General features: G+C 59.7%; 13 protein-coding genes. 4 read left to right on the plus strand and 9 right to left on the minus strand.

The annotated features are described in order from the left end of the window. Nucleotides 1–8 precede the first annotated feature (8 nt). Genes KOL70_RS16490 through KOL70_RS16520 form a run of 7 tightly spaced genes read right to left on the minus strand, consistent with a single transcriptional unit; the run spans nucleotide 9 to nucleotide 8,675 of the window. A complete protein-coding gene (locus KOL70_RS16490; RefSeq protein WP_215481047.1) occupies nucleotides 9–1,124 on the minus strand; it encodes a Xaa-Pro peptidase family protein in 1,116 nt (371 codons plus the stop codon). Next, nucleotides 1,121–2,350: a M20 family metallopeptidase gene (locus tag KOL70_RS16495; RefSeq protein ID WP_215481048.1), complete on the minus strand. Its 1,230-nt coding sequence runs from the start codon at nucleotides 2,348–2,350 to the stop codon at nucleotides 1,121–1,123. Before KOL70_RS16495 ends, KOL70_RS16490 begins: the two co-directional genes overlap by 4 nt. Nucleotides 2,351–2,360: 10 nt before the next feature. After that, nucleotides 2,361–3,998, minus strand: coding sequence for an ABC transporter ATP-binding protein (locus KOL70_RS16500; protein WP_215481050.1), 1,638 nt, complete (start codon nucleotides 3,996–3,998; stop codon nucleotides 2,361–2,363). Beyond that, a complete protein-coding gene (locus tag KOL70_RS16505) occupies nucleotides 3,995–4,825 on the minus strand; it encodes an ABC transporter permease (protein WP_058781361.1) in 831 nt (276 codons plus the stop codon). Before KOL70_RS16505 ends, KOL70_RS16500 begins: the two co-directional genes overlap by 4 nt. Continuing rightward, complete coding sequence (locus KOL70_RS16510) at nucleotides 4,818–5,765, minus strand: ABC transporter permease (RefSeq protein ID WP_021508731.1); 948 nt, start codon at nucleotides 5,763–5,765, stop codon at nucleotides 4,818–4,820. The genes KOL70_RS16505 and KOL70_RS16510 overlap by 8 nt, the downstream gene beginning before the upstream one ends. A gap of 9 nt (nucleotides 5,766–5,774) precedes the next feature. Beyond that, nucleotides 5,775–7,373, minus strand: coding sequence for an ABC transporter substrate-binding protein (locus KOL70_RS16515; protein WP_058758669.1), 1,599 nt, complete (start codon nucleotides 7,371–7,373; stop codon nucleotides 5,775–5,777). A gap of 21 nt (nucleotides 7,374–7,394) precedes the next feature. Continuing rightward, entirely contained in the window at nucleotides 7,395–8,675 is a 1,281-nt protein-coding gene (locus KOL70_RS16520) for a M20 family metallopeptidase (protein ID WP_152390861.1), read from the minus strand. A gap of 79 nt (nucleotides 8,676–8,754) precedes the next feature. On the opposite strand from KOL70_RS16520, the gene KOL70_RS16525 reads away from it, so the two are divergent. Further along, nucleotides 8,755–9,525 (plus strand): GntR family transcriptional regulator, encoded by a 771-nt coding sequence (locus KOL70_RS16525; protein WP_021508734.1) that lies wholly within the window; start codon nucleotides 8,755–8,757, stop codon nucleotides 9,523–9,525. Nucleotides 9,526–9,653: 128 nt separating this feature from the next. Continuing rightward, nucleotides 9,654–10,115, plus strand: a complete 462-nt coding sequence (locus tag KOL70_RS16530; protein WP_215481052.1) for an OsmC family protein — start codon at nucleotides 9,654–9,656, stop codon at nucleotides 10,113–10,115. Here the strand turns inward: KOL70_RS16530 and KOL70_RS16535 are convergent, their stop codons facing one another. After that, entirely contained in the window at nucleotides 10,116–11,192 is a 1,077-nt protein-coding gene (locus KOL70_RS16535) for a diguanylate cyclase (protein WP_021508737.1), read from the minus strand. A 173-nt stretch (nucleotides 11,193–11,365) separates the two neighbouring features. Continuing rightward, nucleotides 11,366–13,201 (minus strand): methyl-accepting chemotaxis protein, encoded by a 1,836-nt coding sequence (locus KOL70_RS16540; RefSeq protein WP_215481054.1) that lies wholly within the window; start codon nucleotides 13,199–13,201, stop codon nucleotides 11,366–11,368. Between the two features lie 224 nt (nucleotides 13,202–13,425). Here KOL70_RS16540 and KOL70_RS16545 point away from each other — a divergent pair, with 224 nt between their 5' ends. Further along, nucleotides 13,426–13,680, plus strand: a complete 255-nt coding sequence (locus tag KOL70_RS16545; RefSeq protein ID WP_058758675.1) for a type II toxin-antitoxin system Phd/YefM family antitoxin — start codon at nucleotides 13,426–13,428, stop codon at nucleotides 13,678–13,680. Next, nucleotides 13,670–13,960, plus strand: coding sequence for a type II toxin-antitoxin system RelE/ParE family toxin (locus tag KOL70_RS16550; RefSeq protein ID WP_058758676.1), 291 nt, complete (start codon nucleotides 13,670–13,672; stop codon nucleotides 13,958–13,960). The genes KOL70_RS16545 and KOL70_RS16550 overlap by 11 nt, the downstream gene beginning before the upstream one ends. Nucleotides 13,961–13,968: the final 8 nt, after the last annotated feature.

Here is a 13,968-nt window from a genome sequence, read left to right on the forward strand (position 1 = left end):
TCATCCTGTTAATTGTTAGCCGGCAGCGTAAACGGCTGGCGCGGCAGCGTGGTGAGTCGCTCTGCGCTCTGTGCCGTGACGCGCACGGTTTCACTGAAGGCGAGGCCCTGCGCTGAAATATACATGTGAAACACCATGTTTTCCTCCAGTAACCACGGCGCCTGAGGATGAAAACAGCAGCTGAAATCGCTCGGACGCGGAGTGCGCGTATACAGACCCAGCGCATAACCGGTGATGTTGCTGTAATCCTCACGCAGCCCGGCGCTGAGCACCGCCTCACGCGCGACGGCATCCACCGTACAAGCCGCAATGCCCGGCTTCATCGCCCGTAGCTGGCGATCCTGAATGGCGATCAGCTGTTGTGCCAGCGCCGCGCGCGCCGCAGAGATTTCACCGACAATCAGCGGACGCATCAGGCGCGCGCTGTAGTGCCGCACTTTTGGGATCAGCTCAACGTGCAGCACATCGCCCGCTTGCAGACGCTGCTCATGGCCGCTGGCATGCAAAAAGCCGCTATCGCCGCTGGCGATGACAATCGGTCCGGTTTCACCGCTGTCAGCACCGAGCCGCAGAAATTGTGCCGCCGCCAGCGCGGCGACATCACGCACGCGCCAGCCGCCCTGCACCTGCGCACTAAGCTGGGCCAGCGTGGCATCGGCAATGCCGGCGGCCTGGCGTAAGCTGGCGATTTCAGCCTGAAATTTGACGCCGCGCAGCCGGTCGCTCAGACCGCTGACATCACACCAGCGCACCCCGGGCAGATGGCGCGCCAGCTGCTGCCAGCTATGTACCGTCATGCCGTAGGATGCATAATCCGCGCCCAGCCGCGCCCGCTGATAGCCGCGCCGCGTCAGGCTTTGCGCCACCGCCAGCCACGGATCGTCTTCATCACGGTACGCGTCAATCGCCAGCTGCGGTGACTGCGCGCGGCACGGCGCGGCATCCAGCTGGCGCAGCACCATCCACGGTTCGTCCTGCAACGGCACCAGACAGGCACGATAACGCGTTTCCGACACGGTATAACCGGTTAACCATGCCAGCAGTTCGCCATGATCGATCAGCATCACCTCGATGTCGGCGGCGCGCATGGCGCTGCGCAGCCGTGACAGCGCGTCGGCGATCATGACGCCGGTTCAACCGGCTGGCAGATGTCGAGGATCGCCAGCAAATAGATGCGCACCATATCGAGAAACTCACTGATCTCGACGCGCTCGTCCGGCATGGTGTTGTACTTGCCGCCGGGCCCGCACACGATGCCCTCCATGCCCGCATGCTGATACAGGTGGGCCGCATCGGTACCGTAGAAGGCGGGCGGCGTGATCACCCCGGTGGGCTGCGGCGTGCCGCGCACAGTCTGCCAACCGCGATTGACCGCTTGAACAATCGGCGATTCCGGCGACACCTCAAACGGCAGCATGGTGGGTTTATCGCGCAGGCCGTCATCGAACAGCTGCGCCTGCAGACCCGGATAACGCTGGCACAGTACATTCAGCAAGGCCTGCAGGTCGGCCAGCACGCCGTCCACCGTTTGCCCCGGCGCAAAGCGGGCGGAGCCTTTCAGGCGGACAAAATCCGCGACCTGCGGCGGCCGCCACTCCTGCAAATCCCGCCCCAGCGCACCGTGTACGGTGCCAATATGACCACGGTTAATTTTGCGGTGTTCTGCGCTTTTCGCTCCGCTGAAGGTGATGTTATTGATCTGCGGAATCAGTTCGACCGCCGCCGCAATCGCATCAACCGCCTCCTCACGCTTTGACAGATGGCGCGTATCGCCGGTCAGTTCAATGGTGAACATTAGCGAGCCGGCATGCATGGTCAGCGCCTGTAAATCCGTGGGTTCGGCATTGATGAAATAGTCGGCGCGCACGCCCTGCTCAATCGCCGCCAGCGTGCCGATGCCGCCCTGTAACTCGCCGACCACATAAGTGAGGATCACGTCACCCCTGAGCTTCACGCCGGCATCAATCAACGTCTTCAGCGCGCAGAAATAGGCGGCATCGCCCGCTTTCATGTTAGAAACGCCGATGCCGTAAATAAACTGCTCGTCGATTTTTCCCGCCCAGGGATCGACGGTCCAGCCTTCGGTGACCGGGTTAGTATCAAGATGACCGTTGAACAGCAGGCTGTGGCCGCCTCCGCTGCCGGCCAGCCGCCCAATGGCGTTCAGCCGATCGCCGGCCACCGGCTGCAGTTCAGTCTCCAGGCCCAGCTGCGCCATCTGTTGTGCCATATAGCGGGCTAATTTGCGCTCGCCCTCGGTGGCACTGTAACTTTTGTGCTGCACCATTTTTGCCAGGAAAGCGAGGCAGTATTCACGATCGATGTGATGAATTAACTCTTCAGGGTTCATGCGCTTCTCGTTATGCCACGGATTGGGTCAGATCAGGGATGTGCACGGCATCAAGCAGTGCACGGGTGTAAGGATGCTGTGCCTGCGCCCGCATATTCTCGCCGGGCAGCACTTCCACCACATCGCCGCGATACATCACCGCCACGCGATGAGCGATCTGCCGGATGAGATTGAGATCGTGGGTGATGAACAGATACGCCGTGCCGTAGCGACGGCGCAGCTCCAGCAGCAGCTCGATGATGGTGGCCTGCACCGACACATCCAGCGCCGCCGTGATTTCATCGCAAATCACCAGGTCCGGCGGGTTAGCGAAGGCGCGCGCAATCGCTACGCGCTGCTTTTGCCCACCCGACAGCGCGTGCGGATAGCGGCTGGCAAATTCCGCAGACAGCCGCACTTCCTGCAGCAGACGCGCCACCGCCTGCGCCTCGCTTTCTCCTGGTGGCAGTCCATACAGCCGCAGCGGACGCGCGATGATTTCGCCGACGGTCATGCGCGGGTTGAGTGACGCGTCCGGATGCTGAAAAATCATTTGCACACGGCGGCGATACGCCGGGTCCATCTGCGCGCGGCCATATAACGTTGCGCCGCAGAAATCGAGACTGCCAGTGAACGGCACCAGGCCGGTTATCGCCTTACCGAGTGAAGATTTACCCGAACCGGACTCGCCGACCACGCCGAGAATTTCGCCCTGATGCACCGTCAGCGAAACCGCATTGGCGGCCCGCGTCGTGTTCGCCTCCCGTTTCAGCAGCCGATCGAGCACGCCGTGCTGGCCATAATCAATCGTCAGCGCCTGCAGGCTGAGCAGCGGCTGACTGCCGGCCGCATCCGCGACCAGCCGATGCTGCGGATCCGGCACCGCGGCAATCAGTTTGCGCGTATACGCATGCGCGGGTGCGCTGAACAGCGTGCGCGTCGCGGCCTGCTCGACGATGCGGCCCTGCTCCAGCACGCACACGCGGTCGGCCACTTTCGCCACCAGCGCCAGATCGTGTGAGATATACAGCGATGCGACACCGGTCTCGGCGCGCAGTCGCTCGTAAAGATCGAGGATTTGCGCCGAGCTGATGACGTCCAGCGCCGTGGTCGGCTCATCAAAAATCAGGCAGTCCGGCTGGCAGGCGAAGGCGGTAGCGATCAGGATGCGCTGCTTCTCACCACCGGAAACCTGATGCGGATAGCGCTGCATCATGCGTGCCGGGTGCTTCAGCTCGACATCGCGCAGCAGCGACTCCCCCAGCTGCTGCGCTTCGCGCGCTGACAGCCCACGATGACGTCGCAGCACTTCGGTGACCTGTTCACCCAGCGTCAGCGTCGGGTTCAGCGACGCGCTGGGATCCTGAAAAATCATGCCAAGCTTTTTACCGCGTAGCGCCATCAGTTGGTGCGCTGGCAGCTGCAGCAGGCTTTCGCCGTTCAGCCGGATATCACCCGCCTGCTCGCGTGCGTTACTGGCCAGCCAGCGCATGATCGCCCAGCCGAGGGTGGTCTTGCCGGAGCCGGACTCCCCCACCAGCCCCAGCACTTCGCCCGGCATCACCTGCAGGGTGATATCGCGCAGTACTGGCAGCGAATGGCCGCGCGCTAACGCATAATCGAGGCTGTAATTGTCCACCGACAGCACCGGGTTGTGCGGACTCTTCATTTGTGGCTCCCTGGATTTAACACATCACGCAGGCCATCGCCCAGCAGGTTGAAGCCAATCGCCACCAGCGCGATAGCCAGACCGGGGATCATCATCATCCACGGTGCTTTAAAGAAATAGCTGCGCGCTTCGGACACCATCAGCCCCCACTCCGGCTCGGGCGGCTGCGCGCCGAGGCCGAGAAAACTCAGCGTGGCAAACAGCATGATGGCGAATGCCACGCGAATGGTGGCTTCCACGATGATCGGCGCGAGAATGTTCGGCAGCATTTCGCGCAGAATGATGTAGTAACCCGCTTCGCCGCGCGCGATGGCGGCGCTGATGTAGTCCTGCTGACGCGCCGCCAGCGCCACGCTGCGCGCAATGCGCACCATGCCCGGCACAAAGGCGATGGTGATGGCCAGCACGGCGTTCATGCTGCTCTGCCCCAAAGTGCTGACAATCAGCAGCGCAAACAGCAGGCTGGGAATCGCCATCACCGCATCCATGGTGCGCATCAGGAATTCATCCACTTTGCCGCCAAGGTAGGCGCTGGCGGTGCCCAGCACCGAGCCAATAACCATCGCCAGCGCGGTCGCCAGCAGCGACAGCAAAATGGTGGATCGCGCGCCGACCAGCACCCGGCTGAAAATGTCACGCCCCAGCTGATCGGTGCCGAACCAGTGTTCTGCGCTGGGCGGGCGGTAACGCGTCAGGATCGAGATCGCTTCCGGATCAAACGGTGCCACGTGCGCGCCGCCCGCCACCATCAGCAGCGCCAGCAGCAGAATCAGCACCCCCGCCGCACCCTGCGGCGAGCGCAGTAATCGTTTCAGTATTTCAGGCATAGGAAATCCGCTTATCGAGCATCACATAGGCCAAATCCGCGAGGAAATTCACCACGGCATAGGTTGCCGCGAGGATCATCACGCCGGCCTGAATAGTGGGCAGATCGCGCGCCTGTACCGCGACAATCAGCTCCCGGCCAATACCGGGAATGGCAAAAATCTCCTCCACCACCACAATCCCGCCCAGCAGATAGCCGACGTCGAGCGCCACAATGGTGATGGTGGGCAACAGGCCATTGCGCAGCGCATGGCGCCACAGGATGCGCCGGCGCGACAGGCCTTTCAGCCACGCGGCGCGAACGTAGTCGGTGTGCAGCACGTCAACCATTTCCGAGCGCACCATGCGCGAAACGTGTGCCACCAGAATCAGCGCAACGGTGATCGACGGCAGAATCAGGTGCTGAATACCGCTGATAAAATTTTCGCTGAGCGGCACGTAGCCGGTAGCGGGCAGAATCTGCCAGACATCGGCAAACAGCAGCAGCACCAGCGTGGCGGTGACGAATTCCGGAAACGAGATGCCCATGTACGAGATCACGCTGACCAGCACATCGGCGGTCTTACCGCGCCGCACGGCCGCCCAGATGCCGAGCGGAATGGCGATCACCAGCATCAGTAACAGGGCGCACAGCGCCAGCAGCAGCGAGCGCGATAGCGCCGTCAGCAGCGTTGGCCCGACGGCCAGGCCATTGCGCATCGACACGCCAAAGTTGCCCTGCAGCGCCTGTGTCAGCCAGTGCCAGTATTGCAGCCAGGCGGGCGCATCCAGCCCAAGCCGCGCCCGCACCGCCGCCAGCGCTTCCGGCGTGGCGTTTTGTCCCAGCAGCGTAACCGCGGCATCGGCGGGCAGCAGCTGAGTGATGCCAAACACCAGCAGCGACACCACCAGCAGCGTGTAAATCATCAGCAGCAGGCGTTTAAGCAGGTAACTTGCTGTCACGGTCGCTCCTTACAGGCTGCGCTTTGGCGCGTTAGCAGTCAGCCAGACATGATCGAGGCGGAACACCGCACCGCGCGGATGCAGATGATAGCCCGCCACGTGCTCACGACTGGCAGCCAGCAAATCAAAGAAGGTCGGGATTAACGAGGGCACCTCGTCGTGCATCAGCTGCTGGGCTTTGCCGTACAGCTGGCTGCGCAGCGTTTCGTCATTGGTTTCGCGCGCCGCCATCACCGCACCGTCGAAAGCCGCATTGTTCCAGCGCGTTTCGTTCCACGCCGCTGTTGAGGTATAGAGCAGAGAAAACACCGCATCTGGCGTCGGCTGCATGTTGTAAAAGCCGACGTAGAAATTGCCCTTCTTCCACACCTGATCGAGATAGGTGCTGTGCGCCATGGTCTGCACGTTGATACGGAAACCGCCCGGTTTCGCCATCTCCCGCAGGGCAATCCCCAGCTGGGTGCGGGTTGACGGCTTGTCTGAGGCGATAAGCGTTAAGTCCAGCCCATTCGGATAACCGGCCTCCGCCAGCAGCGCTTTGGCCTTGCTGTAGTCCAGCGCTTTTTGCGTCAGCTGTGCGTAATACGGATAAGCGGCGTTGATCGGCGTGTCGTTACCCGGCGATCCCAGCCCGTCTGCGACAAAATCCACCGATGCCTGGCGGTCCACGCATAACGCCAGCGCCTGGCGGACGCGCACATCATTAAACGGCTTTTGATCGCAGCCCATGTTGACGTTAAGAAACTGGCCGGACGCCACGCGCAGCGGCAGTACGCCCGCCGATTTGGCTAAGCGGGCGAACTCGCTCGACTGCGCACTCAGCATCAGATCGGTATCGCCGGCAATCAGCGCGGAGCTTTCAGCGATAGCGTCGGGATACACCACCACTTCCACGCCATCCAGATACGGCCGCGTGGCGTCGTAATAGTGCGGGTTGCGTTTCACCACGATTTTGCGTTCCGGATCGTAAGACACCAGCTGGAACGGCCCGGCCCCCAGCGAGGCGCTACTCAGCTTGTCGTACTGCCCCTGCGCGATATGCGCCGGGATGATTTTGGCATCCGGATAGGCCAGCATCACCGGCAGATCGGCATAAGGCGCCTCGGTCTCAATCAGGATGGTGTTGTTGTCTTTGGCGCTTACCGTTTTAATCGGGCCGATGTTGTGCAGCGCCGGTGAGGCGTTTTTCGGGTCCAGCAGTGCCTGCAGGCTGGCGACCACGTCCGCTGCGGTGAGCGGCGAACCGTCGCTGAAGCGCAGATCGGGCCGCAGCGTGAAGGTCCACTGGGTTAAGTCGTCGTTCGGCTGCCAGGACTGCGCCAGATCGCCTTCCGCTTTCATCGCCTGCGTCAGGCGGGTTAAGCCGCTATACAACAGCTCTGCCACCAGATATTCCGGATTAACCCGCACCTGATGGGGATTGAGCACGCTGACCGCCTGGTCAACGCTGATGCGCAATACGCCACCTTTACGCGGCGTGCCGCCCGGGGTCGCGCTGGCAACGGCGGCAGCCGAGGCACTGAATGACCAGGGCAGCAGCGCCGCTCCGGTCAGGGCGGTTGAACTGGCGATAAACTGTCTGCGGTTTAACCCTTTCATGGCGCACATCTTCTGTTCCTCGTTGGTTTATTAATTACCCTGGGTTGGCTGAAAATCATTGGCGAGATACGCCAGAATCGACTGCGAAAGTGCAATAACATCTGCCATCGTGGTGTATTCATCGGCGGCATGAATGCGGTTATCGGGACGGGCAAGTCCGCCCAGCAGAATTTCCTGAATGCCGGCCTGCTGTACCCAGCCCATATCCGAGCTGGTGGCGGATCCCCAGGCTTTGAATTCTGCTGGCGGGAAGCCGAAGCCCTGGCTGAGCGCCGCCTGCCAGCGCGGCCAGTGCGGACCGGTGGGATCGGCGACCGGCGCCAGATGGCCAATCAGTTGTAGCGTGACGTCACTGGCGGCGCTGCCCTGCATCGCCTTATCCACGCACTGCGTCAGCTCCTGCCACACGTCGGCAAAAGGCTCTTCCGGCGCATAGCGGCGATTAACCAGCAGCTCGAAGCGTTCCGGAATGGTGGAGCCTTTACTGCCACCGTGCGCGGCGGCCAGCGTCAGTAAGGCGGTGAGCGGCTGGCCCTGATAATGCGGCGGCGCGGGCATTGCCGAAACCCGCTGTTCCACCTCGCCTTTCAGCTGATACAGCGCATTCATCAGCGGAAGCGCAGCCTCAATGGCGTTAATACCCTGCAGCGGATCGCCGGAGTGCGCCGAGCGGCCGCTGACGATAATTTTGATATCGATACTGCCAAAGCAGCCGGCCCAGATGCGCGGCACCGCGCCGCCGTTGAAGCTGAGCAGGTGACCGTGAAATAACTGCTGCTCCGCCAGATAACGAATACCGGGATAAAGGCCGCCCTCTTCATCGGTACAGAGTAAAAACACAGGGTTATAGCGCAGGCTGAGCTGATAGCGCTGCGCGGCCCGCACCGCAGCCAGCGCGGCCACGATGGTGCCTTTCATATCCGCGGCGCCGCGTCCGAACAGCTTGTTTTCCGCCACGCTGAGCGCCAGCGGCGGAAAGCGCCAGCCATCACCGGCCGGAACCGTATCGGTGTGAAAGTAGAGATTGCAGTTTTCAGCCGCGCCGGCATCCAGCGCGGCCAGCAGATTCACCCGCTCGCCCTGCGCGCTGCCGTCCGGCGTCTGCCACAGCGCGTCGGGCACCGAAACGCGCTGCAGGTTAAAATGCAGCGGCTGCAGCATCGTGCTCAGCAGGTCGGCGAATGCTGCGTAACCCAGTCCGGGCGGGAAGCAGGTATCCACCGCCAGCATGCGTTGCAGATCGTCAAGAATCTGCGCCTGATCGTCGGCGATATGGGTCAGAGCGCGCTGTAGTGATGAATTTTCCTGCATAAACTGTTCACTTATTGTATTTCTATATAGTTTATAGATAATGCAAATGAACAGCTGGGGTCAATCGGTAATCGGAAACATGCAAAAAAACTATGACGCGCACGACGTTCCACAATTCAGTCGCCTGAACGAAGGCGAAGGCGCTCCGCTGTACGAAGTAGTGAAGCGCCATATCAGTGAATCCATCCTGCAGGGCGAACTGCCGGCGGGCACCATTTTGCCCAGTGAAAACAGTCTGGCGGCGAAGTTCGGTGTCTCGGTCGGTACGGTGCGCAAGGCGCTGGCGGCGCTCACGACGGAAGGGATGCTGATGCGCCGGCGCAAAACCGGCACGGTGGTTACCGGCTGGGCGCCGCTGCATAACCTCAGCCATTTCTTTCACTATTTTCGTCTGCATGACAAATCGGGCGGTTTGCTGCAGTCGGAGACGCGACTGCTGGAGTATCAGCACAGTCGCGCCAGCGCCGACGAGGCCGATAAGCTGCAGATCGCGGCCGGTGACGCAGTGATTCGCCTGAAACGCCTGCGCCGGGTGAAGGGCATTGCGGCCATGCATGAAACACTGGTGCTGCCCGCCGCGCGTCTGCCCGACTTTCCACCGGCGGAACAGCTACCGCAGTTGCTGTATCGTTACCTGTTTGAGCAGTACGATGTGCGTGTTGCGGCGGTACGCGAGCAGATCAGCGCCACGCTCGCTACAGAAGAAGATGCCAGCCTGCTGGAACTTGCTCTGCCGCACGCGGTGATGGTGATCGATGAGGTCTCATTTGATCAAAGCGCCACGCCGGTGATTCTTGCGCATCACCGTTTCAGCACGGAACACTTTATGTATGTCAATGAGATACGCTGATTACGCAGATGTTTTACTGTAAGGTGTTCAGATGCGCATCCACGCGCACCTGATTAATTTGCACCAAAACGCCGCGAACGTTGTGAATAACAACCGCTAAGGTGACCTCACTTAACAGGACATTACCCATGGCAGCACAGCAGCACCATTACCAGATTCACCTTCGCTGGAGCGGCAATCGCGGCGATGGCACAGCTTCTTATACCGCTTACGATCGTGACAGCGAATTACAGGCACCCGGTAAACCGCCCATTTTGCTGAGTGCCGATCCGGCATTTCGTGGGGATAAAACGCGCTGGAATCCTGAGGAATTGCTGCTGGCGTCTGCGGCGACCTGCCATAAGCTGTGGTATTTACACCTGTGCGCCGATGCCGGCATTGTGGTGGAGGAGTATGAAGATGCTGCCGAAGGGAACATGGTCGAGGGGGCGCGTGGACGCTTCACCGATATCACGCTGAAGCCGCGCATCAAACTGCGCGACCCTGCGGATGCCGATCGCGCGCGGGCATTGCATCATCAGGCACACGAAGCCTGCTTCATCGCCAACTCGCTGAATTTTCCGGTAAACTGCGATCCTGAATTTTTCTGATTATGATGCGCGGGCCAGCGGCGTTTGCCACAGCCGCACGCCGTTGCGCCCGGCGCGCTTCACTTCATACAGCGCTTCATCCGCATGGCGCAGCCAGTCGCTTAACGATTCGGCGCTGACCGCAGGCGCAATACCGATACTGACAGAGCAGCGAAACTCTGCCGAGGCCGGTAAGCGCAGCTGGGCAATCTTCTCTTTTAGCCTTTCGGCCAATTCTACCACCGATTCATCGCTGGCCTGATGCACGATAACGCCCAGCTCATCGCCGCCAAAGCGCGCCGGAATGTCCTGCAGCCCGACATAGTTGCGCAGCAGCGCCGAGATCTCGGCCAGCAGAAAATCGCCCGCCTCATGACCCCAGCTATCATTGACCACTTTGAAGTGATCGACATCCAGCAACAGCAGATAGCCGCTGCTATCGCCGCGCCGCGTGCTGAGAAACTCACTCTCCAGCCGCCGCTCAAACAGGCGCCGGTTAGGGATTTTCAGGCCGGGATCCATCAGCGCGATGCGCTCCAGTTCACGGTTGCGGGTGCGTAAATGCCAGGTGAGATTGTAGGAAGCCACGCTGAGTACCAGCATGTAACAGGTGGCCAGCGGCAGCGTCAGCCAGACGGTTTGCGTGCTGAACGCCAGATGTACGCTGGTGCCATCCAGTAGCCACACCATAATAAACCCGCACAAAAATGCCTGTATTGCGGCAATCAGCTGCGCGCCGCCGCCAGCGGCATAGCGATCCGATGCCAGCACCGCCATGATGACAAAAGAGGGCATCGGGCTTAACGCCATCAGCGCTACCCAGATTCCGCCGAAAGCGGCATCCAGCGTCAGATTCTGGCGTTCGGTACCAGTTGAGTCTTCGGCACGAAGCGCACGCTGATACGCCAGCCATGGCCAGAAAAAGGCGTTCACAAACAGCAGCGCGCTGAATGCCAGTCCGCGCTGCATTTCCAGTAGCACTGAGAGAATCGGAAAGAAACAGAGGATCGTGCCGAGCTGACGCATGATGAACATACGACGAACGAAGCGTTTTGACCGGCGCTTCAAATGGTTTTCATCAGGCGAGTAGTAATTCATTCACGGGAAAATTCAGGTCGACAAAAATGGCAGTGTATCGGGAAAAAGTCGCCCTGCGGCGACTTTTTTTAAGAATTTTCGCCTTGCACACTGGCGATAATGAAAATAACAGTGCTTTGCCGCCAATAGCAGCAGCGGCCAGCGGGTGAAGTTCGCTGCCGCTGTGCGTGTTGTTAGCTTACAGTTCCCTGCAAACGGAACTGGCTGACCAGCCGCTGCAGCATGAATGCCTGCTCTTCCAGCGCCTGTGCGGAATGGGATGACGCGCTGACCAGCGACGCATTTTGCTGGGTGGTACCGTCCAGCTCACCTACTGCGCGCGCGATTTGCTCAATGCCGCGGCTCTGCTCATCAGAAGCAGCCGAGATCTCCGCCATGATTTCATTTACGCGTGCGATGCTACTGACAATTTGCTCCATCGTTTCACCCGCGCGCGCCACCTGCTGATGGCCGTTGCTGATACGCCCTACCGATTCGCCAATCAGTCGTTCAATATCTTTCGCGGCTCCGGCACTGCGCTGTGCCAGATTACGCACTTCGCTGGCGACCACGGCAAAGCCTCGCCCCTGCTCGCCGGCGCGGGCGGCTTCAACCGCCGCGTTGAGCGCCAGGATGTTGGTCTGGAAGGCGATGCTGTTGATCACCGCAGTAATCTCGGCAATTTTCTTAGAACTATCAGAGATCTCGCCCATGGTGCTGACGACATTGTGTACCGCGATACCGCCCTGACTGGCGTTATGCGTCGCTTCCGCCGCGATCTGGCTGGCGAGACGCGCATTGCTGGCATTATTTTTCACCGTGGCGGTCAGCTGCTCCATGCTGGCGGCGGTTTCCACCACCGCAGCCGATTGCTGGGCGGTGCGCGACGACAACTCGAGGTTGCCCTGATGTATGGTGCTGGCTGCCTGCGACACATTGCTGACGCTGTGCAGCACCTCGCCAATCATGCCGCGCAGCCGCGCATTCATGCGTCCCATGGCAGAGGTGAGCTGGCCGAGCTCGTCCTGGCGATTAGTGACAAACTGCGAGCTGAGGTCGCCGCTGGCAATGCGTTCCGCCAGCGCGAGGTTGTGAAACACCGGGCGCGTAATCTGCCGGATAATGGTCCAGGCCACCAGCACGCCCAGCCCTATTGCCAGGCTGCCCATCAGCAGCGAGAGCGCCGCTGACCCGTTAGCCAGTTCATCGTTACGCGCCTTAACCAGGGCGATGATCTGTTTGATCGCCGCGCTGCTGTTATCGCCCGCCACTTTGACGGTGTTTTCCGCGACACGCAGCTGGCCGTAAATCGCAGCCGCCTGCAGGCTCAGATCTTTAAAACGTTCGGTATCCTGCCATAGCGCGTTAAATCCGCCCTGCTGCTCCGCTGGCAGCTGAGTCAATAGCGTGTTCATGTCCTGCCCGGCGCGCTGAAAATCATGTTCCAGTTTATTGCGCAGTGCCTCGCTGACGTTGAAGCGCAGCGCCCAGGCCTCTTCGCGCACATTACTGATGGCAAACAGCAGCTGATATATCTGGTTGGTGACTTCGGGTGTGCTGACGGGGGTCCGGATTAGTCCGGTATAGCGCGACGTCATGTCCTGCTGGCTCAGCGCATCCAGCTGGCTGCGCAGATCGTTGAGCTGTCGGGTTGCCTGGGTCATGGCGGTGATGCTGTGCTGAAAACGGGCAAGATGGCTGGCGACATCGTTGAGCAACCCTCTGGCGTCCGCCGTCCACGGCAGCTGCTGGGCCTGCTGCGTCAGCTGTTGAGCGTGCGTGACGTAATCCGTCATGGTTTCGCCCGCTTTGTCCTCGCCATACAGATATTTAAGACGATTGATTTTGGCCTGAAAGACTTCAATGTTGATGTCATAAATCAGATTGGTTTTCTGATAGATGTCGTGAATCTGGTTGAATCGTTGCACGCTGAGCGCTGTGGCCAGCGCCACTAGCAGCAGGACGATGCCGAAGCCCGCCGCCAGTTTGCGCGTGATGCGCACATTCCGTAATCGGGAGACCAGTCCCATGTCTCGCTCCTGTCATTGTTGTTTTTGTTGAGTCTGCAGAAGGAGTTATCGGACCGTAACGGGAATTGTTTACTGTTGCGGGGCGAAAATGTGCTGTGTCATAAAAGCGGTATAGTATTTAGCCAAAATACTCTTTTAAAGCACTTCTTAAAGCGCTAATATCAGCACCATAAAGTGTTAATATACTTCACCTGTTTTCATTATCTAAGTCCGGATATCTCACCATGCCATTTCAGATCCTGTCAAACACCGCTGCCAGCATCACCGATTTAAAGCGTGATCCCATGGGAACAGTGCGTTCAGCGGAAGGGGAAACCATTGCTATCTTAAACCGCAACGAGCCCGCTTTTTACTGCGTTCCACCGGCTGTTTACCAATATCTGATGGAATTAGCAGAAGATGCAGAACTGGGTCGTATCGCTGATGAACGCATTTCTGAATTAGCGGATGCGAAAGAGATTTCGCTGGATGACTTATAAATTAAAGTTCGTTCCTTCCGCTGAAAAGGAGTGGAAGAAACTGGGTCATCCGGTGCGTGAGCAGTTTAAGAAAAAGCTGGTACAACGGCTGGAAAATCCCCGTGTCCCCTCAGCACAACTTCACGGACGAAAAGATCAGTACAAAATAAAACTACGTGCTTCAGGCTATCGCCTGGTGTACCTGGTGCAGGATGAAACCATCACTGTCATGGTATTAGGTGTGGGTAAACGCGAAGGCAGTCAGGTCTATGCGGATACGGAATACAGATTGCCTGAGTAATCTGTTGA

This window comes from Pantoea sp. B270 (assembly GCF_018726825.1).
GTDB lineage: Bacteria > Pseudomonadota > Gammaproteobacteria > Enterobacterales > Enterobacteriaceae > Pantoea > Pantoea dispersa.

Bases quoted from the DNA above. Each gene is read 5' to 3' on its own strand.
- KOL70_RS16520 (WP_152390861.1), bottom strand. From the start codon at position 8,675: ATGCAGGAAAATTCATCACTACAGCGCGCTCTGACCCATATCGCCGAC.
- KOL70_RS16490 (WP_215481047.1), bottom strand. From the start codon at position 1,124: ATGATCGCCGACGCGCTGTCACGGCTGCGCAGCGCCATGCGCGCCGCC.
- KOL70_RS16495 (WP_215481048.1), bottom strand. From the start codon at position 2,350: ATGAACCCTGAAGAGTTAATTCATCACATCGATCGTGAATACTGCCTC.
- KOL70_RS16530 (WP_215481052.1), top strand. From the start codon at position 9,654: ATGGCAGCACAGCAGCACCATTACCAGATTCACCTTCGCTGGAGCGGC.
- KOL70_RS16540 (WP_215481054.1), bottom strand. From the start codon at position 13,201: ATGGGACTGGTCTCCCGATTACGGAATGTGCGCATCACGCGCAAACTG.
- KOL70_RS16515 (WP_058758669.1), bottom strand. From the start codon at position 7,373: ATGTGCGCCATGAAAGGGTTAAACCGCAGACAGTTTATCGCCAGTTCA.
- KOL70_RS16550 (WP_058758676.1), top strand. From the start codon at position 13,670: ATGACTTATAAATTAAAGTTCGTTCCTTCCGCTGAAAAGGAGTGGAAG.
- KOL70_RS16505 (WP_058781361.1), bottom strand. From the start codon at position 4,825: ATGCCTGAAATACTGAAACGATTACTGCGCTCGCCGCAGGGTGCGGCG.
- KOL70_RS16535 (WP_021508737.1), bottom strand. From the start codon at position 11,192: ATGAATTACTACTCGCCTGATGAAAACCATTTGAAGCGCCGGTCAAAA.
- KOL70_RS16525 (WP_021508734.1), top strand. From the start codon at position 8,755: ATGCAAAAAAACTATGACGCGCACGACGTTCCACAATTCAGTCGCCTG.
- KOL70_RS16500 (WP_215481050.1), bottom strand. From the start codon at position 3,998: ATGAAGAGTCCGCACAACCCGGTGCTGTCGGTGGACAATTACAGCCTC.
- KOL70_RS16545 (WP_058758675.1), top strand. From the start codon at position 13,426: ATGCCATTTCAGATCCTGTCAAACACCGCTGCCAGCATCACCGATTTA.